Consider the following 24,301-nt stretch of genomic DNA (forward strand, 5'->3'; position numbering starts at 1 on the left):
ATGCAAGTGAGAAGGGTCTTCGGAGCAATCCGGAGGCCCCTTTTCATGTCTGGAAGTCGATGGGAGCCGATGGGGCTTTCTCCCGTGGCGGATGTCGCCGAATAGGGGTTCATCGGTTGGGGGCCTGTGGTGATCATCGGTCTGAGTCGGTGCCGGTGGACCGCCGCCGCGACGCTGGTGCCGGTGGTGGAACAGGCATCCCGTTGGCTGACTTAGTTCCGCCGGGATCGGCGGCCGGTTCTGGCTGCTCGGTCCGGCGTGTGCGCATGGACCGGCCAGGCCGAGCTCAGTGAGCTCGGGCCTGGCCGGGTTCGCGCTCTACCCGATGCACGACCGCAAGAGGTCCATCCTCAAGGCGTACGTGCTCGGTCCCGTCTACTGAGCCGGCTTGGCCTCCTCGGCCTGCGCGCCGCAGAACACCTCCTTGACGAGCCTGTCCACCAGCGTCGAGAAGTCCTTCGCCGGGCCCCTTGTGGCCTCGTCCACCCAGGTCACCGAGGCGGTCAGGGTCCTCTTGCCGTCAGGGGAGCTGTACATCAGCGCCCCGAAGCCGTGCGGGGGGCTGCCGTTGTGCTGGTAGACAGTGCCGCAGTTCGGGCCCAGGTCCTGCACGAACAACCCGAAGCCGTAGCCGAGCTTCCCCAGCGGCTTGCGCATCTCGGCCAGCAGCGGAGCCGGGAGGAGCTTGCCGCCGTTCAGCGCGGAGATGAACGTGTGCAGGTCCTGGGTGGTCGAGATCATGTCACCGGCGCCCGCCAGGAGGGAGAGGTTCTGGCGGGTGATGTCGACCACCTTCCACTGGCCGGCGTCCTGGTAGCGGTAGTAGCCGTGGGCGTGCGGCCCGGGGATCTGCGTCCGGTCGCCCGGCACCATGGTGCCGCGCAGCCCGAGCGGACGCAGGATCCGCCGCTGCATCTCCTCGGCGTACGAGCGGCCGGTGACCTTCTCGATCATCAGCAAGGCCAGCGTGTAGTTGGTGTTGGAGTAGTTCTGGTCCGTCCCCGGCTCGAACCGTGGCGGCTTGGACAACGCGAACCGGACCAGCTCTTCGGGCCGGTAGCTGCGGAACCGGTTGTCCAGCCACTCCTGGCCGGTGGCGGGGAGCCCCGGTACGTACGTCCCGTTGTCGTAGGCCTCGCCGCCTGCGTAGTTGAACAGCCCGCTGGTGTGCTGCAGCAGCATCCGTACGGTGATCCGCCGGTCCAGCCCGAGCTCGGGGAGGTGGTCGGCCACCGATTCGTCGAGCTCGATCTTGCCCTCGGCCACCAGTTGCAGCACCAGGGTCGCGGTGAAGGTCTTGGTGACGCTGCCCACCGGGAACCGCCCGTTCGTCGGCGGCTTCGCGGCCTGGCCCAGCTTGCGTACCCCGGCGCTGCCGACCCACTCGCCCTGCTGGTCGTTCACGCGGACCTGCATCCCGGCGAAACCGGCATCGATGAACGCCTGGACGGCCGCCTGCAGCTCCGGGCGGTCCTGTCCGGCAGCGGCCGTCGGCACGGCCGTGCTGTCCGCCGAGGCCACTCCGGTCGTGGCCGCACCGGCCAGCAGCGCGGCCGCCAGCGCCGTTGCCCCCACGCGTCGGAAGACCCGCATGCGGACCCTGTTGCCGCCGTCAGGCACGATCTTGTTTTCGTATGTCTTGCTGCGCAGCTTCGCGGCCGCTGACCTGTTCATGTCATTCACCATCGCCGAGTGCTCTGATACCGAGCCGTCGCCGTGCTGATACGGCCGCTGACACGCCACCGCGGCAGACCTGAGCGCCGCCGGCCAGTACCTCCGCCCAACTCCGGCGCGGCCGGACCGGGCGGGTGGCCTGGGCCCGCCGGTCGGGCATCAAAGGCAGGTCAGGTTGCCGTCGATGAGCAGTGGGCCGTGGACGTTGCCTTGGATGCCGCGTTGTCTGCTTGTAGACAGGCGCGGATGAACCCTGCACCGGATCCGCACGCAGGCTGCGCATCGTTCGCATATGCGCCTGCTTTGATGACGCCGTGACAGAACGGCGGAGGCCAGAAGCGCGCGAGGTCTACTGGACGTTCGGATGCGGGCTCTCCGTGATCATCGCCATTGTGTGCGCGACGTTCGGAACCTTCCTCGATATCCACCTGGTGGCTCGCGCGCAGCATTACTGTCTGGGCGACCTCGGCTCCGGAGAGAAATTCGCCGGCACCTTCTGGGCCCTGAGCCGGATCGTGATCTTTCCGATCGCCTCGGTGCTGTCGGCGCTTGCCGCACTGTCGTTCCATCTGCTGACCCGGCTGCCTTGGCTGGTGGGACGCATATGGGTAGGTGCCGTTCTGCTGCCTGTCACCATTGCCGGCTCCATCGCCGGACCGACGGCGATGACTTGGTACGACCTGGCCACCGTGGGGACCCCAGGAGATTGCGTTCTACCGTGGTGGCCCTCGTGGCTTCCCTCATAACGCCACAAGTCAACGCAGCAGGCGGAACTTCTCGCCTTGGACGGCGTACAGCTCCGCCTGTGCACACCGCCTCACAACCAGGTGCGGAGGTCGTCGATGTCGACCAGGGGCAGTCCCCAGCGCAGGGCGAACGCCTCGAGATCGGCCGCGCCGGCCATGGTGCCGTCGCGTTTCATCACCTCGCAGCAGACGCCCACCGGGGGCAGGCCCGAGGCCAGGCACATGGCGACGGTCGATTCGGTGTGGCCGGCCCGTTCGCGCAGCAGGCCCGGGCGGGCGGCGAGCGGAATGACGTGGCCAGGTGAGGCGAAGTCGGCGGGCCGGGACTGAGGGTGGGCGAGGTGCCGGACGGTCGCGGCGCGTTCGGCGGCGCTGACCCCGGTGCCTGTGCCGGCGGCCAGGTCCACGGGGGTGTGGAAGGCCGTACCCTGACGATCTCCATTGCCCGCGAGGGCCGGGATCTCGAGCCGCTCCAGGATCTCCGGCGCGCACGGTACGCACGGGTAGCCGTACACCTCGGTCAGCAGGAAGGTGAACGCGGCCGGGCGAAGGTCCGCACCGGCGAAGATGACGTCGCCCTCGGCCTCGCGGTCGGGATCCCACACCATGACCGCGCCCCCGGCGGCGAACTGCTGCACCGCCTTCTCCACCCCGATCCGCCCGGAGAGATGGCCGGCCCAGCCCAGCGCCGCGACCGCGCGGGCGACGTTCGCGCTCGCGGAGCCGAGGTCGGCGGCCGCCAGGCGGCTCACCACATCGGACTCGATGTTGACCCGGTCGCCTTCGGACAGGTCGGCCAGGGTCGTGCCGGCGAGCGTGGACGGGATCAGCACCACCGAGAACCGGTCCTTGACGATCTCGGCCACGGTCAGGCTCACTCCGTCGACCGCGATGGACCCCTTGGCGGCGATCCTGCGGATGAACCGGTCCGGCGGGCGGATCCACAACCGCTTGCCCACCCCGAGATCGTTGTCGATACGTACGACCTTCCCGACGGCGTCGACATGGCCCTGCACCAGATGCCCGTCGAGGGGGTCGCCCACGGACAGGGGTGCTTCGAGGTTCACCCGGAGCCCGGGGGCCGGCAACTGGTCGAAGGTCGTCCGGCGGCGCGTCTCCGCGCTGATCGAGGTGCTGACCAGGTCGCGCTCCACGCGCTCGGCGGTCACGCAGACACCTGCGACGTTCAGCGAGCCGCCCGGAACCAGCCGTCCGGCGCACTTGGCCGCTCGTACGATGATTCCCTTCGAGCCGACGGACTCGATCACGCCGATCTCGTGAATTCTGCCGGTGAACATGTCCATCCCCTTCGTGCTGCCGGTGGCATCAGGGACCGTCTTCGTGCGGGTCCGAGAGGGGGCGGGGTTTCACCGCGTGGCTCCGGAGTCGCGCCGGATCGTTCCTCCATGGAGAAACCGGCGGGCTGTCACCGCCGCACCTGGAATCGCACCGCTTTCACGATAACCGGCGGCACCGTCAAAGTGAATGCCATTCGGTGTCCGTCGACGTCAAGTGGCGGGTTCCGTCGTCGTCCTGGCCGTGGCGAGATGGTGCGATGGCGGTACGCGGGCACCGCGGGGTCAGTGCTCCGGTCGGAGGCAATGGGCGATCGTGTCGAGGTGGTCGTCGAGCGCGGTCAGGTCGGGCCGGTCGAACACCGCTTGCGTACTGGCCCAGGCGGTGTTGTCGGTTTTGTACGCGGCGATGACGTCGCTGGTCGTGGTGCCGGTCATGGCGGCCACGAAGTCCGCCACGTCGGACGGGAGGCCTTCGGTACGGGCGAGGATCCCGATCGCCTCGATGAGGTCGTCGGGGTCCTCGCGGAGGAGGCGTTGTTCCATCCAGCGGGTGAATCCGCTGCGGAAGCGGGTCACGGGGATCAGCTCGTCCGTTCGGTCGGCAGGATGGGTGAAGTCATGGCTCCTCCGTTGGGCCTGATATGTCAAGCAATGTACCTGTCGATACTTTGATCCGGTGTTGTATCGATCTGCTGCTCAGACGCCGGCTGTCGAAGGAATGTGACGCGTGAACGAACACGAGTGGCTGGCCGAGCGATTCGGCGAGCACCGGTCGCATCTGCGGGCGGTGGCCTACCGGATGCTCGGCTCGCTGAGCGAGGCCGACGACGCGCTGCAGGAGGCCTGGTTGCGGGCCAGCCGGGCTGACGTCGGCCAGGTGCACAACCTCGCCGGGTGGCTGACCACGGTGGTGGCGCGGGTGTGCCTGAACATGCTGCGCTCGCGCGAGCACCGTCGCGAGGATCCGCTGGACGTCCACGAGGTCGATCCGCTGCTGGCCCCTGCCTCCGGTGGGGACCCCGAACAGGAAGCGGTGCTCGCCGACTCCGTTGGGGTGGCGCTGCTGGTGGTGCTCGACACCCTGACGCCGGCCGAGCGGATCGCGTTCGTGCTGCACGACCTGTTCGCCGTACCGTTCGAGGAGATCGCCCCGATGCTGGAGCGCTCACCGGACGCCACCCGGCAACTGGCCAGCCGCGCCCGCCGCCGCGTCAAGGGGGCCGCACCCGCACCCACCGTCGACCTGACCCGCCAGCGGGAGATCGTCGGCGCGTTCCTGTCCGCCACCCGCGGACGGGACTTCCAGGCGCTGATCAGCCTGCTCCACCCCGAGGTCGTGCTCCGGGCCGACAAGGCCGTCATCCCCACGCCCGAGCCCGTCATCGTCCACGGAGCCGAGCCCGTCGCCAAGGGCGCGATGGCCGCGATGCAGCGGGCCCAGTTCACCGGACCGGCCCTCATCGACGGCACCGTCGGCCTCGCCATGGCCACCCACGGCCACCTGCGCGTGGCGCTCACCTTCACCGTCGTTGACGGTCTCATCACCGCCATCGACGTCATCGCCGAGCCCGACAGTCTCCGTCGGCTCGAGCTGGCAGTCCTCGACTGAGGCCTGTCGCCGGGGCCGGAAGGTGGATCGCCACGATCCGCCCTCCGGCCCTTTCGCATGTGATGCACGTCACATTCAGCCTCGGTCACATGGACGGATCGCGCCGGGTCAAGGCAGTGACCGACCCACCCGAACCGCATCCCGAGCCAGCCGGCGGGCCCCGTCCCCGGTGGCCGAAGCAAGGAGCATCCAAATGTCTGCTGTGCACGTTGTCGTCACCACCCTCACCGCCGCCTGGGTGGGTTTCTCCGCCTACTCCGTACTCACCCGCGCCAAGTGGGTCGTCGAACCGCTGGCCGAGTACGGTGTGCCCCGCTCGTGGTGGCCCTGGCTCGGCGCCGCCAAGGCCGCCGGAGCGGTGGGCCTGCTGGTCGGCCTGCTCGTGCCCGTCATCGGCATCCTGGCCGGGGCCGGCCTGGTGCTGTACTTCGTCGGCGCCGTCATCACCGTGCTCCGCGCACGCTCGTACGTGCACATTCCCTACCCGCTGCTGTACCTCGCGCCGGTCGTCGCCACCCTGGTGCTGGGCGTCACCGCCTGACGGCGTGCGACCTGTCGAGACGGGCTTGAGCGACCGCTTCAGGAAGCTCTCCTCGCCGGAGGCTTCTCAGGCCGCCCGGCGGCTCATGACGAGATCTGCGGGGATGCGGACCGGCAGGCACAGGGTTTGCCCGTGTTCGCTGAACAGGTCGTCGCGGGAGTCGAAGCAGCCCAGATCGGCCAGCACCTGAGCTGACAGGTCGCATGAGGAGCAGGTGCGGCCGTCCCAGTCCACGGCAGTGCGCGTGATCGCGTCGAAGAGGGTCTCACCGCCGGTGTTGGTGAAGCGGCCTCCCGTCCGCGGCGTGCTCAGAGGGGCATAGAGCTCGGACACGCTCACCCACTGACCGTTCAGGAAGAACTCCGGCCAGGCGAGCACGATCTGCCGAGGGACCAGCGCGCGCAGCCGCGGGAACCGGGGGTGCCAGAAGCGCCCGTCGACCAGAAGCCCTCTGACCCGGGTGGCGATCCCGCAGGCGCGGGCCACGGCCTCCAGCAACGCCAGCCGCTGGCTGCACGAGCCGCGTCCAAGGCGCAGCGTCGTTGAGGCGGGCTGCCTTTCGTTCATGGCGTACACCGGGCGTACGCGGGCCGCGATGAGCTGGTGGGCCGCTATCAGGGTGGCTCGGTCCGCTCCGGCGCCGATGTCCCCGGCCTCGGCGGCCAACTCCTGCATCCGGGGGTGTCTCCAGTCGAGGATGGCCGTGGGCGCCGCCGTTCGCGGCAGAACGGGCGCGCTCCTGTGCCGCGATCGTCGAAGCGCCAGTGTCATTTGATGATCATAAAGTCCGGAAAATGCGATTTCGGTGTCAGGGGGAATCGAGTAAGGTCGCGCCATGCAGCTCATGGACGTCTAGCGCGACGGGTCGCCGCCTGTCACGTCATACCGCCCCTGGTGGTCCGCGCCGCTTCCCGCCGGCCCAGGGGTTCCTCCTGAGCTGAAAACGCGAGGCTCCGTAATGCCGTCCGCCGCACTCGTCTGTTCCCTGCTGCTCACCTCCGTCGGCAGCGGGCTCTTCCTGCCGTTGTCGATCGTGTACTTCACCGTGCTCACCGATGTCCCGCTCACCGTGCTGGGCATCCTGCTCGGCGCGGCCAACGCGGTCGCGATTCCCATCCCGCTGTGGGCGGGGGTGCTGGCCGACCGGTACGGCGCGCGCCGGCTGGTGATCGGTGCCCAACTGCTCCAGGCGCTGTCCTTCCTCGCCTACGCGTGGGTTGACGAACCCGTCGGCATCTTCCTTGCCTCGGCGGCCGGCGCGGTCGGGGTCCGGTTCTACTGGTCGTCGATCTTCACGCTCATCGCCGACCATGCCGACCACCACGCCTCCGCCCGCAAGGACATCTGGTACGCGCGGGCGAACATCGCCCGGACCGTGGGGATCGGTGCGGGCGGGCTCGTCACCGGCCTGCTCGTCGCCGATGGCCGGCCGGGCGCCTATCACGCGGTCGCCTACGCCTGTTTCGCCTGCTTCGCGCTGGCCGCCCTGGCGCTCGCGGCCGTGCCGCGTTCGTCGCGCCCGTCGCGCCCGTCGCGTCCCCCGGGGCCGCCCCGGCGCCCGGAACAGCCCGTGCCTGGCCTCGTCGGGTACCGGGCCCTGGTCAAGGACCGGGCGTTCATGGGGCTCACCGCACTCAACAGCCTCTTCGCCCTATCGACGCTCATGCTCGGGCTCGCGCTGCCGACGTTCGTCACGGCCGCCATGACCGGTCCCGGCTGGCTGACCTCGGCGGTCCTGGTCGGCAACGCGATCCTCATCGCGCTGCTGGGCAGCACCATCACGCGCCGGCTCGCGCCGTACCGTCGCACCCGTGTCCTGTGCGCAGCCGCGGGGCTGTGGTCGGGCTGGGGGTTGGCGCTCGCGGCCGTCACCCAGGGGCACGGTGCGTGGCCGGTGGCGGCTCTCGTCGCCTCGACGCTGCTGTTCACGGTCGCGGAGGTCATGCACGCTCCCGCCTCCATGGCGCTGGCGGCCGAGCTCTCCCCGGCCCAGGCGCGCGGACGCTACCTCGCGGTGTTCCAGTACTCCTTCGTCGTGGCGGAGATCATCGCGCCGGTGTTCTTCACCACCCTGTTCGGCGTCGGTCACGCGGTGCCGTTCCTGGTCCTCGGGGTGGTCAACGTCGCAGCGATCGTCTGTACGCTCCGGCTCGAGCGCCATCTGGCGCCCGGCGCTTGCGCTCCTTCCGGGACCTCATGAACGACAAGTTCCGAGCGCGTCGTGGCCGGGGAGCCCGCGCCCGCGTTTGACTGGGGTCACGAAGCGCTCATGCCCGGCAAACAAGGCATGCCAGGCAAACTAGGGGGCGTGCTTGAACGGCCTCCGAGCCCACTTCCACGAGCACGGCTACGCCCGCCTCGGCGGGGCTTTCGCGCAGGCCGCGCCCGGCATGGCGGACGTCCTGTGGGCGGAGCTGGCCCGCCGGCACGGCATCCTCCGTGAGCGACCTGCCACCTGGACCCCGGCCAAGCCGCGCGGCCTGGGCGACCTGCGCAAGAAGGGTGCCTTCGACGTTCTGGCCACCTCGGCGGTGGTGGCCGCGATCGGCGAGCTGCTGGACCGTGCCGAGTGGCCGGCGCCGTTCAGCTGGGGCGACCCGCTGGTCACCTTCCCCACCCCGGGCGTGTGGGATGTGCCGGCCGGTGGCTGGCACCTCGATTTCCCGGCCAGGAGCGGCCTGCTGCTGAAGTGGCTGGGCTACCTGGGCCCTGTCGCGCCGGGAGGCGGCGGGACGGTGGTGCTGTTCGGGTCGCACCGGCTGGTGGCCCGGTTCCTGCGGGAGGCGGACGCAACCGAGCCCGGCCGCTCGCCCACCGTCCGCGACGCCGTCCTGGCCGGGCACCCGTGGCTGGCCGGCATCCGCCGCCCCGGCCCGGCGGCCGAGCGGGTCGCCCGGCTGCTCGGCCCGGGCGTGACGGTGGACGGCGTGCCCGTGCGGGTGGTGGAGCTGACGGGCGAGCCCGGCGACGTGGTCTTCCTGCACCCGCACCTCCTGCATGCTCCGGCCGCCAACCACGGCACGAGCCCGCGCCTCATGGTCACGGGTGGCCGGGCCGGGCTGACCCGCAGCGGCACTACTGCTGAGACCTGTACGTCAGCCGCCGCAGCGCCGCCTCGGCCGGTCCTCGCCGGCCGCCGGGGGCCAGCAGCGCGGCGAGCGCCACGGTGGCCAGCCAGGTCAGCACCGCGATGCCGGACGCCGCGGCGTCGCCGACCCGCGTGCCGAGCCCTCCCGTGTACGGCGCGAACACCGCCACGAAGATCACTGACTGGAGGAGGTAGCAGGTCAGCGACCACTGGCCGCACGCGGTGAGCGCCCTGACGACCGGGCCGGGGACCCCGCGCCGCAGCCGGCCGGCGAAGAGTCCGACGATCGCCGCGTACGCGAGCCCGCCGGCGATGCCCGTCAGGCTGTGCAGCGCGTACGCCGACACGGCCACCATGTCCGACGGGATCCAGACCTGGGTGTCGATCAGCGTCAGCGGCACCCCTCCGGCGACGGCCACCCCCGTGCCCAGGACGGCGACCCGGGAGAGCAGGTCACGGTGCGCCAGGGGGTCCTCCAGCACGCGGCGGCGGGCCGCCCAGATCCCGAACAGGAAGGCCGGCACCACGCTGGCGGCGAAGTAGGTGGGCGTCATCCCGGACCACCCGATCAGCCGCATCACCGTCGCCTCGATCGGGTCCACCATGGCGGCGGGCGTGTCGCCCTTGGGCGCGGAGATGGTGAGCAGCCCGAACGCGAACAGCACCACGACGTGCAGCACGAGCCCGGCGACGGCGGCCCGCAGCACGGCCCGGTCCGAGCGCCGGACGAACCCGACGAGCACGAGCCCGACCAGCCCGTACGCGCCGAGGATGTCGCCGAAGAACAGCAGCAGCGCGTGGCAGAACCCGAACGCCAGCAGCCAGAGGCTCCGGCGGCGCAGCACCTTGCGCACCTGCGGCCAGCTCCGGCCCGCGGCGAGCTGCCGATTGGCCAGCTGCACCAGGCCGTAGCCGAACAGGGCGGCGAACATGGGTAACGCCCGCCCGTCGACCAGCAGGATCTGTACGCCGGCGACCAGCCGGTCGAGCGCGCCGCCGTCGAGGGCGTAGCCGCGGAAGCCGGCCGCGTGCCCCGACAGGTACATGTGCGCGTGCGCCAGCGCGATGAGCAGCAGCATCAGGCCACGTGCGAGATCGGGCGCGAGCGCGCGCCGGGTGATGGGAGTGGCTCCGTCAGCGGGAGCCGGTGGGGCGATGGACATGGCTGTCCCCTCAGAATTAGATACAAAACTGTAGCTAATGCTTCAAGGTAAGCTACACACGTGTAGCTACGCAAGAGGGGTGGCGATGGGAGACCACGGCGCCAGGTCGCGCCGGCGCGGCGACGAGCTGATCAAGGCCATCCACGACGCCGTGCTGGAAGAGGTGGTGGAGGTCGGTGTGGGGCGGCTGACCATGGACGGCATCGGCCGGCGGGCGGCCACGCCCCGCACCACGCTGTACCGCCGCTGGTCGGACCCGATCGAGGTGCTCCTCGACGCGCTCTACCACCAGCACCCGGTCGAGGAGCCGACCCCCGGGGCCGGTGACCTGCGCGGCGACCTGGTCAAGGCGCTGCGCCTCATGGTCGACTGGGCCCTCAGCCCGGCGGGCCGCGCGGTCGCCGCCATCCTCACCGACCCGAAGAGCGCGGCGCTGATGTCCGAGGCGCTGTTCGAGCGGGTCTTCGCCAACCGGGGCGGTACGTTCACCCGCACCGTGCTCCAGCACTACGCCGACCAGGGCCGTTTCCCGGCCGAGCTGCTCACCCCGGTCGTGGCCGACATCGGCGAGGCCCTTGTCACCAAGCGCCTGATCGACACCGGGGCACCACCCACCGACGAGGACCTCGCCGCGATCGTCGACCAGGCGATCCTGCCCGCCATCGGCCTGGGCTCACGACACCCATGACGCCCACGACGCCCATGACGGCCACAACCCTCGCGGGCCCGACTGCATGGCGCGGTGGCGCAGGGGGAATGGCACCTCCTGGCCGAAGGCATCCTCCACCCCCGATGGACAGGAGACTCCGAGCATGTCCGTGAGCGAAGCCGGGCGTGTGCTCGCCACACCCACCGCGTACACCGACGAGGCGCGGCTGCACGAGGCGCTCACGCTGCTGCGCCGCGAAGCCCCCGTCCACCACGTCGACGTGCCCGGATACACCCCGTTCTGGGCCGTCACCCGGCACGCGGACATCCTGGAGATCGAGCGCGACCACGCCCTGTGGCTCAGCGCGCCCCGCCCCGTGCTGCGGACCGCGGGGCTCGACGCCGCGCTCGAAGCGCGCCGGGCCAAGGGGACCAGCCTCAGGAGCATCGTGCACATGGACGACCCGGAGCACCGCGTCCTGCGCGCCGTCGGGGCCGACTGGTTCCGGCCCAAGGCCATGCGCACGCTGGAGACGCGAGTGCGCGAGCTCGCCAGGCGCCACGTCGACACGATGGCGGAGCTCGGCGGCAACTGCGACTTCGTCCGGCAGGTCGCCGTCCACTACCCGCTGTACGTGATCCTCTCCCTGCTGGGGCTCCCCGAGTCCGACTTCCCGCGCATGTTGCGGCTCACGCAGGAGATGTTCGGCCAGGACGACAGCGACACCGGGCGCGGCGGCACCCCGCAGGACCACACCGCGGTGCTGGAGGACTTCTTCGCCTATTTCCACGACCTGACCGCCCGGCGCCGTGCCCGGCCCACCGGTGACCTCGCCTCGGAGATCGCCAACGCCCGCGTCGACGGGGAGCTGCTGGACGACAACGTAGCCGCCTCTTACTACGTCCTCATCGCCACGGCCGGCCACGACACCACGAGCTCCACCATCGCGGGCGGGCTGGAGGCGCTCATCCGGCACCCGGCCGAGCTGCGGCGGCTGCGCGAGGATCCCGGCCTGCTGCCGTCGGCGGCCGAGGAGATGATCCGGTGGGTGAGCCCGGTGAAGTCCTTCATGCGCACCGCCTCGGCCGACACCCAGGTCAACGGCACGCCCATCAGGAAGGGCGAGGCGGTGCTGCTGTCGTACCCGTCGGCCAACCGGGACGAGGAGGTCTTCGACGACCCGTTCCGCTTCGACGTCGGCCGCGACCCGAACCGGCACCTGGCGTTCGGCTTCGGCGTCCACTACTGCCTGGGCGCCGCGCTGGCCCGCATGGAGATCCGCGCGCTGTTCGCCGAGCTCGTTCCCCGGCTGGCCGCCGTCGAGCTGGACGGGGAGCCGGCGTGGACCGCCACCACGTTCGTGGGCGGCCTCAAACGCCTGCCGATCCGCTACACCCTCGCCTGATCTTCGGGCAGGCCGGGCACCGCGCGGAGGCCCGGCGGCGGCCGGCCGGGCGCTCCGCGGTCTCAAACGTGCCGAGCCGGGATCAGCGCACGTAGATGTCCGGCCTCGGCGGGGTGGCCATGCGGTCGCCGAGGAAGAAGCCCGTGTGCGGCGGCTGGTTGTAGGCGGTGTTCTGCCAGGCCACGGACACGCGGTAGAGGGGGTCGTGCATCAGGGTGTAGATGCGCCGGTCAGTCGGGGTCGTCGTGGAATGGATACGCAGGGCGCGGTTGTCCGAGGTGGGCCAGACGACCTCCTCGCGCCAGTCGCCGAACAGGTCGGCCGACAGTGACGGGGTCGCCTTGGTGCCGTTGTTGGAGTGCACGCCCGAGGCGGTCAGCAGGCGGGTGTCGGAGCTGGTGCCGTACTTGTCGATCCTGGTCTGGTCGAGCAACTCCCTGACCGGGTCGGCGTCCCACCAGATGAGGAAGTTGACCGAGGACGGCTTGCGGCCCGCGGTGTTGCCGGTGACGCTGCGCAGGTTGGCGTCGGCGGCCGACCAGAACTCACCGGCGACCCTGACCGTCGAGATGTCCCCGGCCACGCCGCGCCCGTTGTCGGAGCCGGACGGGGTGGACCAGAGGATCGAGCCGTTGCGCGGGTCGACGTAGAGCGAGCCGGGCTGGGAGGTGGACTCGCTGACCTTGAAGTACTCCAGGCCGGCCCGGGCCGGGTCGAAGTCGCCCAGGTGCTGGGCGTCCCCGTGGCCGGTGCGGGTGCTCCACATGCCGGTGCCGTTGTCGTTCACGGCCATCGCGCCGTACACGATCTCGTCGCGGCCGTCCTGGTCGACGTCGCCGACGGACAGGCTGTGGCTGCCCTGCCCGGCGTACTGCGAGCCCGCCGAGTTGCTGTCGAACGTCCACCGCTTGGTGAGCGTGCCGTTGCGGAAGTCCCAGGCGGCGATGACGCTGCGGGTGTAGTAGCCGCGGGCCATGATGAGCGAGGGGCGTTCGCCGTCCAGGTACGCCGTCCCGGCCAGGAAGCGGTCCACGCGGTTGCCGTAGTTGTCGCCCCACGAGGAGACCGTGCCGCGTGGCGGGTCGTAGTTGACCGTGGACATCGCGGCGCCCGTCAGGCCGTTGAACATGGTCAGATACTCGGGACCGCTGAGGATGTAGCCGCCGGAGTTGCGGTGGTCGGCGCCGGAGTTGCCGATCAAGGTCCCGGCGCCGTCCCTGGTGCCGTCGGCGGTCTTCATCGCGACCTCGGCCCGGCCGTCGCCGTCGTAGTCGTACACCTGGAACTGCGTGTAGTGGGCGCCCGCGCGGATGTTGCGGCCCAGGTCGATGCGCCACAGCCGGGTGCCGTTCAGCCGGTAGGCGTCGACGAACACGTTGCCGGTGTAGCCGGACTGGGAGTTGTCCTTGGCGTTGGACGGGTCCCACTTCAGGATGATCTCGTACTGGCCGTCGCCGTCCACGTCGCCCACACTGGCGTCGTTCGCGCTGTAGGTGTAGGCGACCCCGTCGGGGGTGGTGCCGCCCGACGGCGGCTGGATGGGGACGTCCAGGTAGGACCCGCCGGTGAAGCGGAGGGAGGCGGGGGAGGCGGCCTGCTCGGCCCCTCCGACGACCGCGCGCACGGTGTACGAGGCGTCGGCGGCGGCGCCGTTGTCCAGGTAGTTGGTGGCGGCGGTGAGCCCCGAGGCCACCCGGGTCGAGCCCCGGTAGACGTTGAAGGAGACGCCGTCGGGGTCGGTGCCGAGCAGCCTCCAGGAGACCAGGTTGCCGGAGCTGGAGCGTACGCTGATCAGCCCTCGGTCCAGGTCCTCCATCTGCTTCGTGGGTGGCGCGGCTTGGGCGGGGGCGGAGGCGATCGTGGTCGCGGCCAGGGCCAGGACGGCGGTCGCGGCGGCCAGATGTAAGCGCATAGGGGGTTCCTTCACGTCTGGTAAGCGCTTTCCCGGTGGGCAAAAAGAAAGTTTCATGGTGCGGGGTGAGAAGGTGATAGCGCTAACAGGCCGGCGCGGAGAATGCGGCCGGTGGAAAATTCCGGCCGACCTGCGGGGATTGTCACAGGGGCTCCTCGTCGGCGTCAGGGGTGCCTGGGGCGGCGCCAGGCCGTATTAAAGCCTGGCGATAATTGATCCGCAAGGAGTCTTCCGCGCCCCTTTTACCCGCTGCTTGACTTCACGTAAGTGCTCGCTCCTCGGCGCATGAGGGGGACGGCGGCGGCCAGGGCCAGCGCCGCGGCGAGGGCCGCACCGGGGAGCAGGGTCAGGGGCGTGGGCGCCGGGCCGCCGATCCCGGCCAGCCACTCGGCGGGCGTCTCCAGCAGCTCTCCCGCCCTGTCGGCCAGGGCGACGAGGACGACCAGCAGGCCGCTGACCCGGCCGAGCAGCCGGTCGGGGGTGATCGCCTGGCGGTGGCTGATCAGCAGGATCGCGACGATGACCGTCCCGGTCCGCGGCACGAAGGTGCCGAACGCGTGCCACAGTTGACCCCAGCCCGTGCCGGACAGCGCCAGCAGCAGGGTGAACGGCTGGCTCACCAGCAGGGCCGCCCAGGCCAGGCGGAAGGGGGCGAGCCTGCGGTGGAGCAGCACGGCCAGCAGCGCTCCCAGGAGGAGCGAGGCGAAAGACGAGAACGTGGACATGAGGGAGTAGAAGTAGCCCATCGACAGGTCACCCGCCGCTGCCGCCGCCTGCCGCGTCTCGTTCAGCACCTCGTGGGCGACCTGCTCGAACAGCTCCGACACGACGAGGTACACGGCGATCGCCCGCAGCGCCGGCTCGCGTACGGTGAAACGCACGCCCTCCGCCGCCTCCCGCCAGAAGCCGGTCCTGGGCGGCGGGGGCTCCTCGACGGCGGCGACCCCGCGGAACGCCAGCGCCGCCACCGCCATCAGCGCGCCGACGACGATCAGGAACCCGGCCTCGTCGAGATGGTCGGCCAGGGACAGCGCCGCCGCGAGGGCGAACATGATGAGGGGTGGCGACACGGACAGCAGCGCGTTCGCCGTGACCAGGCGCTCGCGGCCCACCACGGACGGCAGGTAGGTCTCGCTGCCGATCGGCGCCAGCGCCCCGAGGGCCGTCGTCACCATCAGCACGGTGAAGAGCTGCGGAACGCCCAGCAGGCCCGCGCTGTCGGCCGCCGCGACCGAGGCGAGCGCCGCCGTGCCGAGCAGGGCTATCGCGATCAGCACGTTGCGGCGGCGTACCCGGTCGATGAGCACCCCGAACGGCAGCCCCAGCAGGATGGCCGCGAGAGGCGCCGCGACCTCCTCCAGCTGGGCCCAGGCGCGGCGGTCCACCTCGGGGCTCCCGACCAGGAACAGCTCGTCCCGCAGGAAGTCGACGGAAAGGGCGAAGGTGGCGAAGGCGAAGAGCATCCAGAGCCACCGTCGTAACGGGCTGGGGGTGATCATCCGGATATCTTCCTATGGTGCGGTGACATCCCGCGTGTCAAGATTCGCAGGTGAGTTCGGAGACGAAGAGGCCGGGCGACCGCGTCGTCCTGGCGATCGTGGCGGGGGTCGCCATGTTCGTCGCCCCCTTCGTCTGGGCCGTGGTCATGGCCCGGTTCTTCGCGGACGACCGGCACTGCGGCCACTACACCGGCTGCATCGGCTACTTCGTGCAGGCGTGGGAGGTGGCACGCTGGGTCCTGGTCGGCTATCCGGTCGCGTGCTGGCTGATCATGCGGCTCGTCCGGGCACGCCGGGCCCGATAGTCAGGCGGGGCCGGCCGAGGTGCGCTCCCAGCGGATCTCGCCGTCCTCCCGGCGGTCCGTCGGGTGCAGGCCGGCGGCGGTGGCGACGGCCGCCGAGGCCGCGTGGCCGGGGTGGATGTGCGCGATCACCGTGTCGACCTCCTGCTCCATGAGCCGGTCGATCATTGCCCTGGCGGCCGCGGTGGCCAGGCCGCGGCCCTGCCACGGCGTGCCGATCACCCAGGCCACCTCGGCGGTGCGGCCGTCGATCGTAGCCTGTACGTAGCCGGCCAGCCGTTCCTCCTCGCGCAGCCAGATCACCCAGTTGCGCCAGCCGGGCGGCCCGGCGGCCAGCCGCTCGTAGCGGGTACGCAGCTCCCGCTCGGTGAGCGGGGCACCACCGGTGAACTCGTGCAGGGCGGGGTCGGCGAGCACGGCGGCCATCTCGGCGGCGTGCTCCGGGCGCAGGGGGAGCAGGACCAGGAGCGGCGTCTCGATGGTGGTCACCCGGCCACGATAGGGCCAACCTGTGGCCCCAAGGTGGCGGGGTCGGCAGGTGTTGGCGGCTGCGCGGTGACACGAAGCGACCTTGGCCCCGGCCGGGGCGCAGGGGACTCTGGGAAGTACTTCCTACACGGAGAGTTCTTATGGATCCTCTGCAGATGCCGGTGCCTGGTGAACGCACGTCCGAGACAATCCGCCGGTTCAGGGACGAGAGCGGGCCGGTCGTGCCCATCGAGCTGCCGGGCAAGGTCAACGCCTGGATGGTGACCTCGTACGAGACGGTGAACGAGGTGCTCACCAACGACGGGACGCTCTACAGCAAGAACCCCCTGAACTTCCCCGCGCTGCACGACGGCACCATCCCGCCCGACTGGCCCATTCGCCAGGTCATCCAGGGCGACCACCTCCTGACCAAGGACGGCGCGGATCACCGCCGCCTGCGCGGCCTCATCAACCGGGCCTTCACCCCCGCCCGCGTGGCGGGCATGGCCCCGCGCATCCAGGAGATCACCGACGAGCTGCTCGACCGGCTGGCGGACGAGGGCGACGTGGTGGACCTCGTACGGCACTTCGGCGAGCCGCTGCCCATCGCGGTGATCTGCGAGCTGTTCGGCGTGCCCGAGGACGAGCGGTACCGGATCCGCGAATGGACCAACGTGCTGCTGTCGAACGTCAGCACCCCGGAAGAGGCCGCCACGGCCGCGGGGGAACTGCTCGGGTACCTGGGCAGGTTCATCGAGCGCAGGCGCGCCGAACCGGGCGACGACCTCACCACCGGCCTCATCCGGGTGCAGGAGGACGACGGTGATCGGCTGTCCGACGAGGAGATGTTGTGGATCCTGTGGCTGGTGCTGATCGCCGGCCACGAGACGACCGTGCACCTGATCGCCAACACGGTCGTCGCCCTGTGCGCCGACCCCGCGCAACTCGCCGTGGCGCAGAAGGAGGACGCCTGGGACCAGGTGGTCGAGGAGGCGTTGCGCAGCCGCAACTCGGTGGTCGGCGTCCTGTTCCGCTATCCGATCGAGGACGTGCGGGTGGCCGGGACAACGATCCCGGCCGGCCAGCCGATCATGGTCGGGCTCAGCGGGGCGGGCACGGACCCGGCCAGGTTCGGCGGGGACGCCGAGCGGTTCGACATCTCGCGCGAGCCGGACGGGCACCTCGGCTTCGGCCGCGGCCCGCACTTCTGCCTGGGCGCGCCGCTGGCCAGGCTCGAGATGCGGATCGCGCTGTCGTCGTTGTTCGGCCGGTTCCCCGGGCTGCGCCTGGCGCTCGGCGAGGACCAGGTCCCCTACACCTCGTCGTTCATCACGGAGGGGCCGACGGAGCTGCCGGTGGTGCTCCGGAGCTGACCGGTGAGGTGGTGCTGGACGACCGGCGCCAGGCTGGCGACGGCGCTCTCCGTGTCGAGTGAGGCCAGAGGCTCGATGCGGAGCACGTAGCGGGCCGTCGCCACGCCGAACAGATAGGCGCCCGTGAGGGCGGCGCGCAACTCGGGCTCGTCCGCCTGCACGGCACGGGCCAGGGGCAACATCACCGCGTCCGTCATGAACGACGTGACCATGGCGGACGCGCTGGGCGACGCGGTGGCGGCCCTGATCACCGCCAGCATCCTGGGGCCGGTGCGCGGGTCCTCCCACAGCTCCAGGTAGCGGCGGGCGAGGCGGGCCCCGAGCTCGGACAGCTCGCCCTGGCCGGCGAGCTCGGCCAGGTCGCCGACGGGCGGGTCGGCGCGCAGCGCGGCGTCGAACAGCCCGTCCTTGCTGCCGAAGAACTGCAGCACCAGTGCGGGATCGACGCCCGCGGCCCGGGCCACGCCGCGGATCGTGGTGCCGGTGTAGCCGCTTTCGGCGAAGCTCTCCTGGGCGGCCTGCAGGATCTCGGCACGCGTGCGCGTCGCGCCCGGCCGGCGGCCCCCGGCCCGTTTCGGTTGCTCGGTCACGGATCCAGACTAACTCATCGGTGTTGAGTTTTGTCGTCCTCTTGGCTACCGTTTAACTCAACACCGATGAGATAAGGAGCACGGCCATGGAGTACCTGCTCATCAGGCAGCGGTTCGCCGACTACGACACGTGGCGGGAGGCGTTCGACGGGCTGGCGAGCGCCAGGGAGGCCGCGGGGATGCGTACCGTCCTGGTCACCGTCGACGCGGAGCGGCCCGAGGAGGCCGTGGTGCTGTTCGAGTGCGCGGACGCGCAGGCGATGCGACGGCATTTCGCCTCCGACGCGCTCAAGGAGGCGCACCGGCGGGCCGGGGTGGTGCCCGGGAGCAACCAGGCCACCGTGCTGATCCCCCGGTGACCCCTCAGGGCGCTCCCTGATCGACCGTCTCCACCAGCCGGGCGACGAGGGGGTTCGCGTCGTCCGCGCGCCAGGCCGCGGCCACGCTCGTCCGTACGCCGGCGGGCGCCACCCGGCGGAAGGCGACCCCCTTGAGCCGGATCCGCCTGATGCTCGCGGGCGCCAGCGAGACGCCGAGACCCGCCTCGACCAGCGCGCACACGGTCTGCCACTCGACCGCGTGCTGCGCGATCTCCGGCGTGAACCCGGCCGCCTCGCACATCCCGACGATCCGGTCGTGCAGCCGGGGCCCGTGGGCGCGCGGCAGCAGCACGAAAGGCGAGCCGGCCAGCTGGGCGATCTGCACCGTACGCCCCGCCGCCAGCGGGTGGCCGGCGGGCAGCACGGCCACGAACGGCTCGCTCAGCACGGTCGCGAATCCCAGCCCCGGCTCGTCGTCCGGCGGCTCCCGCAGCAGGCCGACGTCGATCCGCCGGTCGTGCAGGGCGGCGAGCTGCGGTGCCGTGGTCATCTCGTGGATCTCGATGCGCACGCCGGGAAAGCGCTCCCGGTAGGTGTTCAGCAGGACCGGCAGGATCGTGAGCGCCAGCGAGGCGGCGAACCCGAGCCGGATCCGGCCCGCCCGGCCGCTGCCCGCCGCGCGGGCCGCCGCCAGCCCGCCTTCCAGCTCGGCGAGCGCCCGGCGGGCGGCGGGCAGCAGCTCCCGGCCCGCCGGGGTGAGCTCGATCCGGCCCGGCGCGCGGCTGAACAGCGCATGACCGACCTTGCTCTCGAGGCGGCGGATCTGCTGGCTCAGCGGCGGTTGCGCGATGCCCAGGCGGTCGGCGGCGTGGCCGAAGTGCAGCTCCTCGGCGAGCACGAGGAAGGCGTGCAGTTGCGGGAGGGGGAGTTCCGGGCGGTCCATACCTCTAGAGATATCAGTTCATGGTTCGGGCGCTATTAGACGTATCTGTGCTGGTCACCGTAGCCTTCGCGCATGACAGAGCGACGCGCGATCCTCAGCGGCTCCAGGTTCGAGGAGCAGATCGGATACGCCCGGGCCGTGGTGGACGGCGACTGGGTGCACGTCTCGGGGACGACCGGCTTCGACTACTCGACGATGACGATCTCCGACGACGTGGTGGAGCAGGCCGCGCAGTGCCTGCGCAACATCGGCTCGGCCCTGGCGGAGGCCGGGTGCGGCTTCGGCGACGTCGTACGCGTGCGCTACCTCCTGCCGGACCGCGCCGACTTCGAACCCTGCTGGCCCGTCCTGCGGGAATGCTTCGGCGAGGTGCGGCCGGCCGCGACCATGCTCATGTGCGGCCTCGCCGATCCGCGGATGAAGATCGAGATCGAGGTGTACGCGCGCCGCTCCGCCGCCTGAGACCCGCGGCTACGATCCTCTTGTGCGTCAGCCTTACAACGTGACGGTGCTGGTCTACCGCTTCGCGGCGGGCCGGCCCGAATTCGCCGTCTTCCGGCGGTCCGACGACGGCCACTGGCAGGGCGTGGGCGGCGGGGTGGAGGACGGCGAGGACCTGGTGACCGCCGCCCGCCGCGAGTGCTCCGAGGAGACCGGCCTGCCGGGCACCGCCCCGTTGCGCCGGCTGGACATGGTCGGCGGCGTGGAGAAGGCGTGCTTCGCCGCCGCACGCCACTGGCCGGCGGACGTCTACATCGTGCCGAAGCACTTCTTCGCCATGGACGTCACGGGCGCGGGCGAGATCGTGCTGTCGGCGGAACACCGCGAGGTGCGCTGGCTGGCGTACGAGGCCGCCCACGCGATCCTGCGCTACGACGACGACAGGACGGCGCTGTGGGAGCTCGACCAGCGCCTGCGCCGGGGCCACCTGCCCGAACCCCTGTGACCGTCCCCAGACAGGGCCCGCCTGTCCGGCGCCCAGGGCGCCACACGGCCAGGAGGTAGGACTCCCCCGGACGGTCGGACAACCTCTGCCCTCCCGCGGGCACGGCCCTGAACGCGCTGCACGTGCTCATGCGGGACCCCTTCGACGGAGACGGCGGCGATGGCAGTGGCCGGCGTGCCAGGCCGGTCCGACAAAGTGCGTCCAGGCATCTCGCGGGCTCGAGGTCAGTCGCCCGCAAGGTCGTGGAGCAGGTCCGTGACGCCGAGGGAGTCCAGGAGCGCGCCGGCGGGCGCGGTGTACGGCGCGGTGTACGCGCAGGTGGCGGGGTGGGCGACCAGCGCGTCCAGCAGTTGTGGCACGCCGAGTGCCCCCAGCAGCGTCGCCGGGCTGGGCGGGGCTGCCGACGGGCTGGTGGACGGGGCGCAGGCGGCCCGGTGCCTGATGATGAGCGCGTCGGTGAGCTTCGCGACGGAGGAGGCGTCGAGCACGGAAGTGGACCGCACCACCGTGCCGGGGGACGCCGTGATCCGGATGCACTCCAGCGCCTTGCCGACGAGGTCTTCCAGCATGAGTCGCGCCGGCGAGACGCGGGACACATCGGCCGCGTCGGCGGCCGAGAGGCCGGTTGTGGACGGGCTGGACGCGGACGGGCTGGGGGTGGCAGGGCTTGGGGAGGCCGGGGCGGGCGTGACGGGGCTCGGGGCGACGGGGGTGGGTGTGACGGGGGTGGGTGTGACCGGGCCGGAGGTGATCGACGGCGACAGGCTGGGGGCGGGCGACGGGGCCGGGCTCGGGGCGGCGTACCGGCCCGCGGCCGAGTACGGAGCCAGGAAACCCGATACGGACGGCTGGCTCAGCGGCGGCGAGAAGAACCTCTCGAGGGAGGTGCCGGCGACGAGCGAGTCCATGAGCCCCCTGATGTCGTCGGCGGTGACGCTCCCCGCCACCCGCGGAGGCGGCGACACGTAGATGCTGATGCCGTCGTAGTTCCTGCACGGCGCGGTGTCGGCCGCGGTCTCGGTCTCCGCGTTCGCGACCCCGGCGCCGGCCAGCAGGACGGCGGTGGTCGCGGTGAATGCGGCAACGGCATGCCTGTACATGATTGATGCTCCCCAAGGGTGATGATCAGGTTATCGCTGCGATCAGTACCCTTAGTAGTGGTTCAATTACTTCATTGTTGGATCTAGCCCTCTTTACTGGTAGGCGCCATGCTGCCGGGAAAGTCCTTCCTGGGCGCGCTCATCGCCGCGCCGATACCGCTCACGGCCTGCGCCGACGACCCGCCCACGAACCCGGGACTGCGCGCCGAGCTGCTCCGGATGCTGGAGTGCGGCGGCGCGGTCTGGAGCTGATGCGGCCCCTCCGGCCTGGCCTTCCTGGTGGACCGGGTGCGCGTGGCGGAGGGGAGGCCGCAGGTGTACGGCACGCAGTGGGAGACCGGGAGCTCAAGTGGGCCCAGCGACTCCGGCTAATATTGCAGCGCTGTTACATTGCTGGAGAGGAGCCCCTTTGCGTCCCCCGATCGAACCCTACGAGCACGGCATGCTCGACACCGGTGACGGCAACCTCATCTACTGGGAGGTCTGCGGCAATCCGGACGGCAAGCCCGCGCTCATCGTGCACGGCGGACCCGGATCGGGGTGCTCGGTCAACGCGCGCCGCACCTTCGATCCCGAGCGGTTCCGTACCGTCCTGTTCGACCAGCGCAACTGCGGCCGCAGCCGCCCGCACGCCGCCGACCCCGCCACCGACCTGACCGGCAACACCACCCACCACCTGATCGCCGACATGGAGCGGCTGCGGGAGCATCTCGGCATCGACAAGTGGCTGCTGTACGGCGGGTCGTGGGGGTCGACGCTGATCCTGGCCTACGCCGAGACCCATCCCGAGCGGGTGACGGAGATCATCATCCCGGCCGTCACGATGACGCGCCGCTCCGAGATCGACTGGCTCTACCGGGGCGTCGGGCGGTTCTTCCCCGAGGAGTGGGAGCGGTTCAGGCAGGGCGTGCCCGAGGCGGACCGCGACGGCGACCTCTTGGCAGCGTACGGGCGGCTGCTGTCCGATCCCGACCAGAAGGTCCGCGAGAAGGCCGCCCGCGACTGGATCACCTGGGAGGACGCGGTGATCTCGCTGGAGAGCAACGGCCAGCCCAACGCCTACAGCGACCGTCCCGACGACGCCATCATGGCGATGACCCGGATCTGCGCGCACTACTTCTCCAACGGCGCCTTCCTGGAGGAGGGCGTGCTGCTGCGCGAGGCGGGACGGCTGGCCGGCATCCCCGGCAGGCTGATCCACGGCCGCCTCGACATGGGCGGCCCGCTGAAGACGGCGTGGGAGCTGGCCCAGGCCTGGCCGGACGCCGAGCTGGCCGTGGTGGAGGACTCCGGGCACACCGGCAGCCAGACGTTCGTGCAGGCCATCAGGTCGGCCATCGACGAGTTCGCCGACCGGTGAGGGAGGAACCCGCGGCTCGCGATCATCTGGGGGTTCGGACGGTGCCCCTGGTGACCACCGCTCGCCGTCGGTCGATGCCGTACGGGGGTGAGCCGCGGGTTCGCAGGCCGGCGGGCGGACAGGGCGCGGCGAGGCGCCGCCGACGGCATCGCCATGCCTTGTCCGCTCGCTGACCTGCCGTAACAGTACTTCGCCGGCCATTCGGACACCACCTATTTAGCCTTTGCGGCCGCCGGTGCGCCGGCGGGAGGGGCGCTCGGGCGGGAGCACCTCGACCGACGTCTTGCGGATGTGGTCGTAGACCAGCGACGTGCGCACGTCGGCGATGTTGCGGTGCCGCGCGACGTGGTCGAGCACGAAGTCGCGCAGGTGGCTCGCGTCGCGCACGCCCACCTGGATGATGAAGTCGTCACCGCCCGACACGACGAAGACGGCCAGCGTCTCCGGCAGGGCGGCGACGTAGTCGCGGAAGCCCTCGACGGCCTCGCGGATCTTTGGGTGCAGGCGCACGTTGATCAGCGCCTGCACGGGACGGCCGATCGCGTCGAGGTTGACCTCGGCGTGGAAGCCCTCGATCACGCCGGCCGACCGCAGTGAGCGCACCCGTTCCAGGCAGGTCGAGGGTGCGATGCCGAGGTGCTCGGCCAGCTCGCGGTTGGTCTGGCGGCCGTCGCGCTGCAGCTCGGCGAGGATGGCCGTATCAAGTTCGTCCATGTACGCATCTTCTCGCAGGTCTCCGAATTTTCTTCGGAATCGGCGCTTTTGTTTTGTAGGAATGACGGGAACGGTGTGAACCTTCAGGGTGAACTTCGGAGAAGGGACCCTTGCATGAGCGTGCTCGACGAGCTCGAACGCCGTACCGATCTGCCCACCAAGGAGCTCGCGGTCAAATGGGCGATCGTGATCGACCGCGACCTGCCCCGGGGCCTGCAGGCGAACGCCGCCGCCTGCCTGGCCGCGTCCGTCGGGGTCGCCGTCCCGGCCATCGTCGGCTCGGGCGGAGTGGACGCCTCCGGGCTCGCGCACGCCGGGCTGCCGTGGACGGGCTGCACGGTGCTGGGCGCCCCGGCCGCGATCGTCGCGCGGATCAGGAACGAAGCCGCCGCCGAGCCCGACCTGATGGTCTCCGACATGGCCACCATCGCCCAGCGCGCCAACGTCTATGACGACTACCTGGCCGAGCTCGCGCGTACGGAGCAGCCGTCCTACTACGCGGTCAGCCTTTTCGGCCCGCGGGCACTGGTCGAGCGGCTCACCGGGAGGCTTCCGCTGCTGCGCTAGCGATCTTCATGAGCCCGCCGCAAGATCGTGATCT

At 70.9% G+C, this 24,301-nt stretch carries 26 protein-coding genes; 14 read left to right on the forward strand and 12 right to left on the reverse strand.

Annotated features, from left to right (window positions below; genetic code table 11):
* Positions 1–375: 375 nt before the first annotated feature.
* Positions 376–1,674: a serine hydrolase domain-containing protein gene (locus tag AB0J69_RS48675; protein WP_364132694.1), complete on the reverse strand. Its 1,299-nt coding sequence runs from the start codon at positions 1,672–1,674 to the stop codon at positions 376–378.
* A gap of 314 nt (positions 1,675–1,988) precedes the next feature.
* Here AB0J69_RS48675 and AB0J69_RS48680 point away from each other — a divergent pair, with 314 nt between their 5' ends.
* Positions 1,989–2,420 (forward strand): hypothetical protein, encoded by a 432-nt coding sequence (locus tag AB0J69_RS48680; protein WP_364132696.1) that lies wholly within the window; start codon positions 1,989–1,991, stop codon positions 2,418–2,420.
* 71 nt (positions 2,421–2,491) lie between these two features.
* Here the strand turns inward: AB0J69_RS48680 and AB0J69_RS48685 are convergent, their stop codons facing one another.
* Both AB0J69_RS48685 and AB0J69_RS48690 read right to left on the reverse strand, forming a co-directional pair.
* Positions 2,492–3,718: a riboflavin synthase gene (locus AB0J69_RS48685; protein ID WP_364132698.1), complete on the reverse strand. Its 1,227-nt coding sequence runs from the start codon at positions 3,716–3,718 to the stop codon at positions 2,492–2,494.
* A gap of 282 nt (positions 3,719–4,000) precedes the next feature.
* Positions 4,001–4,294 carry a hypothetical protein gene (locus AB0J69_RS48690; RefSeq protein WP_364132699.1) on the reverse strand — a complete coding sequence of 98 codons (294 nt, stop codon included), beginning with the start codon at positions 4,292–4,294 and terminating at the stop codon, positions 4,001–4,003.
* A gap of 151 nt (positions 4,295–4,445) precedes the next feature.
* Here AB0J69_RS48690 and AB0J69_RS48695 point away from each other — a divergent pair, with 151 nt between their 5' ends.
* A complete protein-coding gene (locus tag AB0J69_RS48695; RefSeq protein ID WP_364132701.1) occupies positions 4,446–5,327 on the forward strand; it encodes a sigma-70 family RNA polymerase sigma factor in 882 nt (293 codons plus the stop codon).
* A gap of 193 nt (positions 5,328–5,520) precedes the next feature.
* Positions 5,521–5,868: a DoxX family protein gene (locus tag AB0J69_RS48700; protein WP_364132702.1), complete on the forward strand. Its 348-nt coding sequence runs from the start codon at positions 5,521–5,523 to the stop codon at positions 5,866–5,868.
* 66 nt (positions 5,869–5,934) lie between these two features.
* Here AB0J69_RS48700 and AB0J69_RS48705 read toward each other — a convergent pair whose 3' ends face one another.
* A complete protein-coding gene (locus tag AB0J69_RS48705; protein ID WP_364132704.1) occupies positions 5,935–6,639 on the reverse strand; it encodes a transglutaminase family protein in 705 nt (234 codons plus the stop codon).
* Between the two features lie 187 nt (positions 6,640–6,826).
* Between AB0J69_RS48705 and AB0J69_RS48710 the strand changes: the two genes are divergently transcribed.
* The gene (locus AB0J69_RS48710) at positions 6,827–8,068 is read left to right on the forward strand and encodes an MFS transporter (RefSeq protein ID WP_364132706.1); all 1,242 of its coding nucleotides are present in this window, start codon (positions 6,827–6,829) and stop codon (positions 8,066–8,068) included.
* Positions 8,069–8,943: 875 nt separating this feature from the next.
* Here AB0J69_RS48710 and AB0J69_RS48715 read toward each other — a convergent pair.
* A complete protein-coding gene (locus AB0J69_RS48715; RefSeq protein WP_364132708.1) occupies positions 8,944–10,119 on the reverse strand; it encodes a DUF418 domain-containing protein in 1,176 nt (391 codons plus the stop codon).
* Positions 10,120–10,204: 85 nt separating this feature from the next.
* On the opposite strand from AB0J69_RS48715, the gene AB0J69_RS48720 reads away from it, so the two are divergent.
* Together AB0J69_RS48720 and AB0J69_RS48725 are read left to right on the forward strand one after the other, a co-directional pair.
* Positions 10,205–10,807 (forward strand): TetR-like C-terminal domain-containing protein, encoded by a 603-nt coding sequence (locus AB0J69_RS48720; protein WP_364132710.1) that lies wholly within the window; start codon positions 10,205–10,207, stop codon positions 10,805–10,807.
* Between the two features lie 124 nt (positions 10,808–10,931).
* Positions 10,932–12,173 (forward strand): cytochrome P450, encoded by a 1,242-nt coding sequence (locus AB0J69_RS48725; RefSeq protein WP_364132712.1) that lies wholly within the window; start codon positions 10,932–10,934, stop codon positions 12,171–12,173.
* Positions 12,174–12,255: 82 nt separating this feature from the next.
* Here the strand turns inward: AB0J69_RS48725 and AB0J69_RS48730 are convergent, their stop codons facing one another.
* Entirely contained in the window at positions 12,256–14,085 is a 1,830-nt protein-coding gene (locus AB0J69_RS48730; RefSeq protein WP_364132713.1) for a rhamnogalacturonan lyase, read from the reverse strand.
* A 242-nt stretch (positions 14,086–14,327) separates the two neighbouring features.
* Positions 14,328–15,584 (reverse strand): MFS transporter, encoded by a 1,257-nt coding sequence (locus tag AB0J69_RS48735; RefSeq protein WP_364132715.1) that lies wholly within the window; start codon positions 15,582–15,584, stop codon positions 14,328–14,330.
* 50 nt (positions 15,585–15,634) lie between these two features.
* On the opposite strand from AB0J69_RS48735, the gene AB0J69_RS48740 reads away from it, so the two are divergent.
* A complete protein-coding gene (locus AB0J69_RS48740; protein WP_364132717.1) occupies positions 15,635–15,889 on the forward strand; it encodes a hypothetical protein in 255 nt (84 codons plus the stop codon).
* Here the strand turns inward: AB0J69_RS48740 and AB0J69_RS48745 are convergent, their stop codons facing one another.
* Entirely contained in the window at positions 15,890–16,375 is a 486-nt protein-coding gene (locus tag AB0J69_RS48745) for a GNAT family N-acetyltransferase (protein ID WP_364132719.1), read from the reverse strand. It abuts the gene before it with no gap.
* 140 nt (positions 16,376–16,515) lie between these two features.
* Here AB0J69_RS48745 and AB0J69_RS48750 point away from each other — a divergent pair, with 140 nt between their 5' ends.
* Positions 16,516–17,727 (forward strand): cytochrome P450, encoded by a 1,212-nt coding sequence (locus tag AB0J69_RS48750; protein ID WP_364132721.1) that lies wholly within the window; start codon positions 16,516–16,518, stop codon positions 17,725–17,727.
* Here AB0J69_RS48750 and AB0J69_RS48755 read toward each other — a convergent pair.
* A complete protein-coding gene (locus AB0J69_RS48755; protein WP_364132723.1) occupies positions 17,667–18,317 on the reverse strand; it encodes a TetR family transcriptional regulator in 651 nt (216 codons plus the stop codon). The genes AB0J69_RS48750 and AB0J69_RS48755 overlap by 61 nt on opposite strands.
* A gap of 86 nt (positions 18,318–18,403) precedes the next feature.
* Between AB0J69_RS48755 and AB0J69_RS48760 the strand changes: the two genes are divergently transcribed.
* A complete protein-coding gene (locus AB0J69_RS48760) occupies positions 18,404–18,676 on the forward strand; it encodes a hypothetical protein (RefSeq protein ID WP_364132725.1) in 273 nt (90 codons plus the stop codon).
* A 4-nt stretch (positions 18,677–18,680) separates the two neighbouring features.
* Here the strand turns inward: AB0J69_RS48760 and AB0J69_RS48765 are convergent, their stop codons facing one another.
* Positions 18,681–19,580, reverse strand: coding sequence for a LysR family transcriptional regulator (locus tag AB0J69_RS48765; protein WP_364132727.1), 900 nt, complete (start codon positions 19,578–19,580; stop codon positions 18,681–18,683).
* 72 nt (positions 19,581–19,652) lie between these two features.
* On the opposite strand from AB0J69_RS48765, the gene AB0J69_RS48770 reads away from it, so the two are divergent.
* Both AB0J69_RS48770 and AB0J69_RS48775 read left to right on the forward strand, forming a co-directional pair.
* Entirely contained in the window at positions 19,653–20,042 is a 390-nt protein-coding gene (locus AB0J69_RS48770; protein ID WP_364132729.1) for a RidA family protein, read from the forward strand.
* Positions 20,043–20,064: 22 nt separating this feature from the next.
* On the forward strand, positions 20,065–20,526 hold the full coding sequence (locus tag AB0J69_RS48775; protein WP_364132731.1) for an NUDIX domain-containing protein: 462 nt from the start codon (positions 20,065–20,067) through the stop codon (positions 20,524–20,526).
* 224 nt (positions 20,527–20,750) lie between these two features.
* Here the strand turns inward: AB0J69_RS48775 and AB0J69_RS48780 are convergent, their stop codons facing one another.
* The gene (locus AB0J69_RS48780) at positions 20,751–21,626 is read right to left on the reverse strand and encodes a hypothetical protein (protein WP_364132733.1); all 876 of its coding nucleotides are present in this window, start codon (positions 21,624–21,626) and stop codon (positions 20,751–20,753) included.
* A gap of 108 nt (positions 21,627–21,734) precedes the next feature.
* On the opposite strand from AB0J69_RS48780, the gene AB0J69_RS48785 reads away from it, so the two are divergent.
* Together AB0J69_RS48785 and pip are read left to right on the forward strand one after the other, a co-directional pair.
* Positions 21,735–21,878: a hypothetical protein gene (locus AB0J69_RS48785; protein ID WP_364132734.1), complete on the forward strand. Its 144-nt coding sequence runs from the start codon at positions 21,735–21,737 to the stop codon at positions 21,876–21,878.
* 157 nt (positions 21,879–22,035) lie between these two features.
* A complete protein-coding gene (pip, locus tag AB0J69_RS48790) occupies positions 22,036–22,986 on the forward strand; it encodes a prolyl aminopeptidase (RefSeq protein WP_364132735.1) in 951 nt (316 codons plus the stop codon).
* 216 nt (positions 22,987–23,202) lie between these two features.
* On the opposite strand, the gene AB0J69_RS48795 is transcribed toward pip, so the two are convergent.
* Complete coding sequence (locus AB0J69_RS48795; protein WP_364132736.1) at positions 23,203–23,700, reverse strand: Lrp/AsnC family transcriptional regulator; 498 nt, start codon at positions 23,698–23,700, stop codon at positions 23,203–23,205.
* A 114-nt stretch (positions 23,701–23,814) separates the two neighbouring features.
* Here AB0J69_RS48795 and AB0J69_RS48800 point away from each other — a divergent pair, with 114 nt between their 5' ends.
* Positions 23,815–24,267, forward strand: a complete 453-nt coding sequence (locus AB0J69_RS48800; RefSeq protein WP_364132738.1) for a DUF2000 domain-containing protein — start codon at positions 23,815–23,817, stop codon at positions 24,265–24,267.
* Positions 24,268–24,301: the final 34 nt, after the last annotated feature.

Source organism: Nonomuraea sp. NPDC049709, from assembly GCF_040674815.1.
GTDB lineage: Bacteria > Actinomycetota > Actinomycetes > Streptosporangiales > Streptosporangiaceae > Nonomuraea.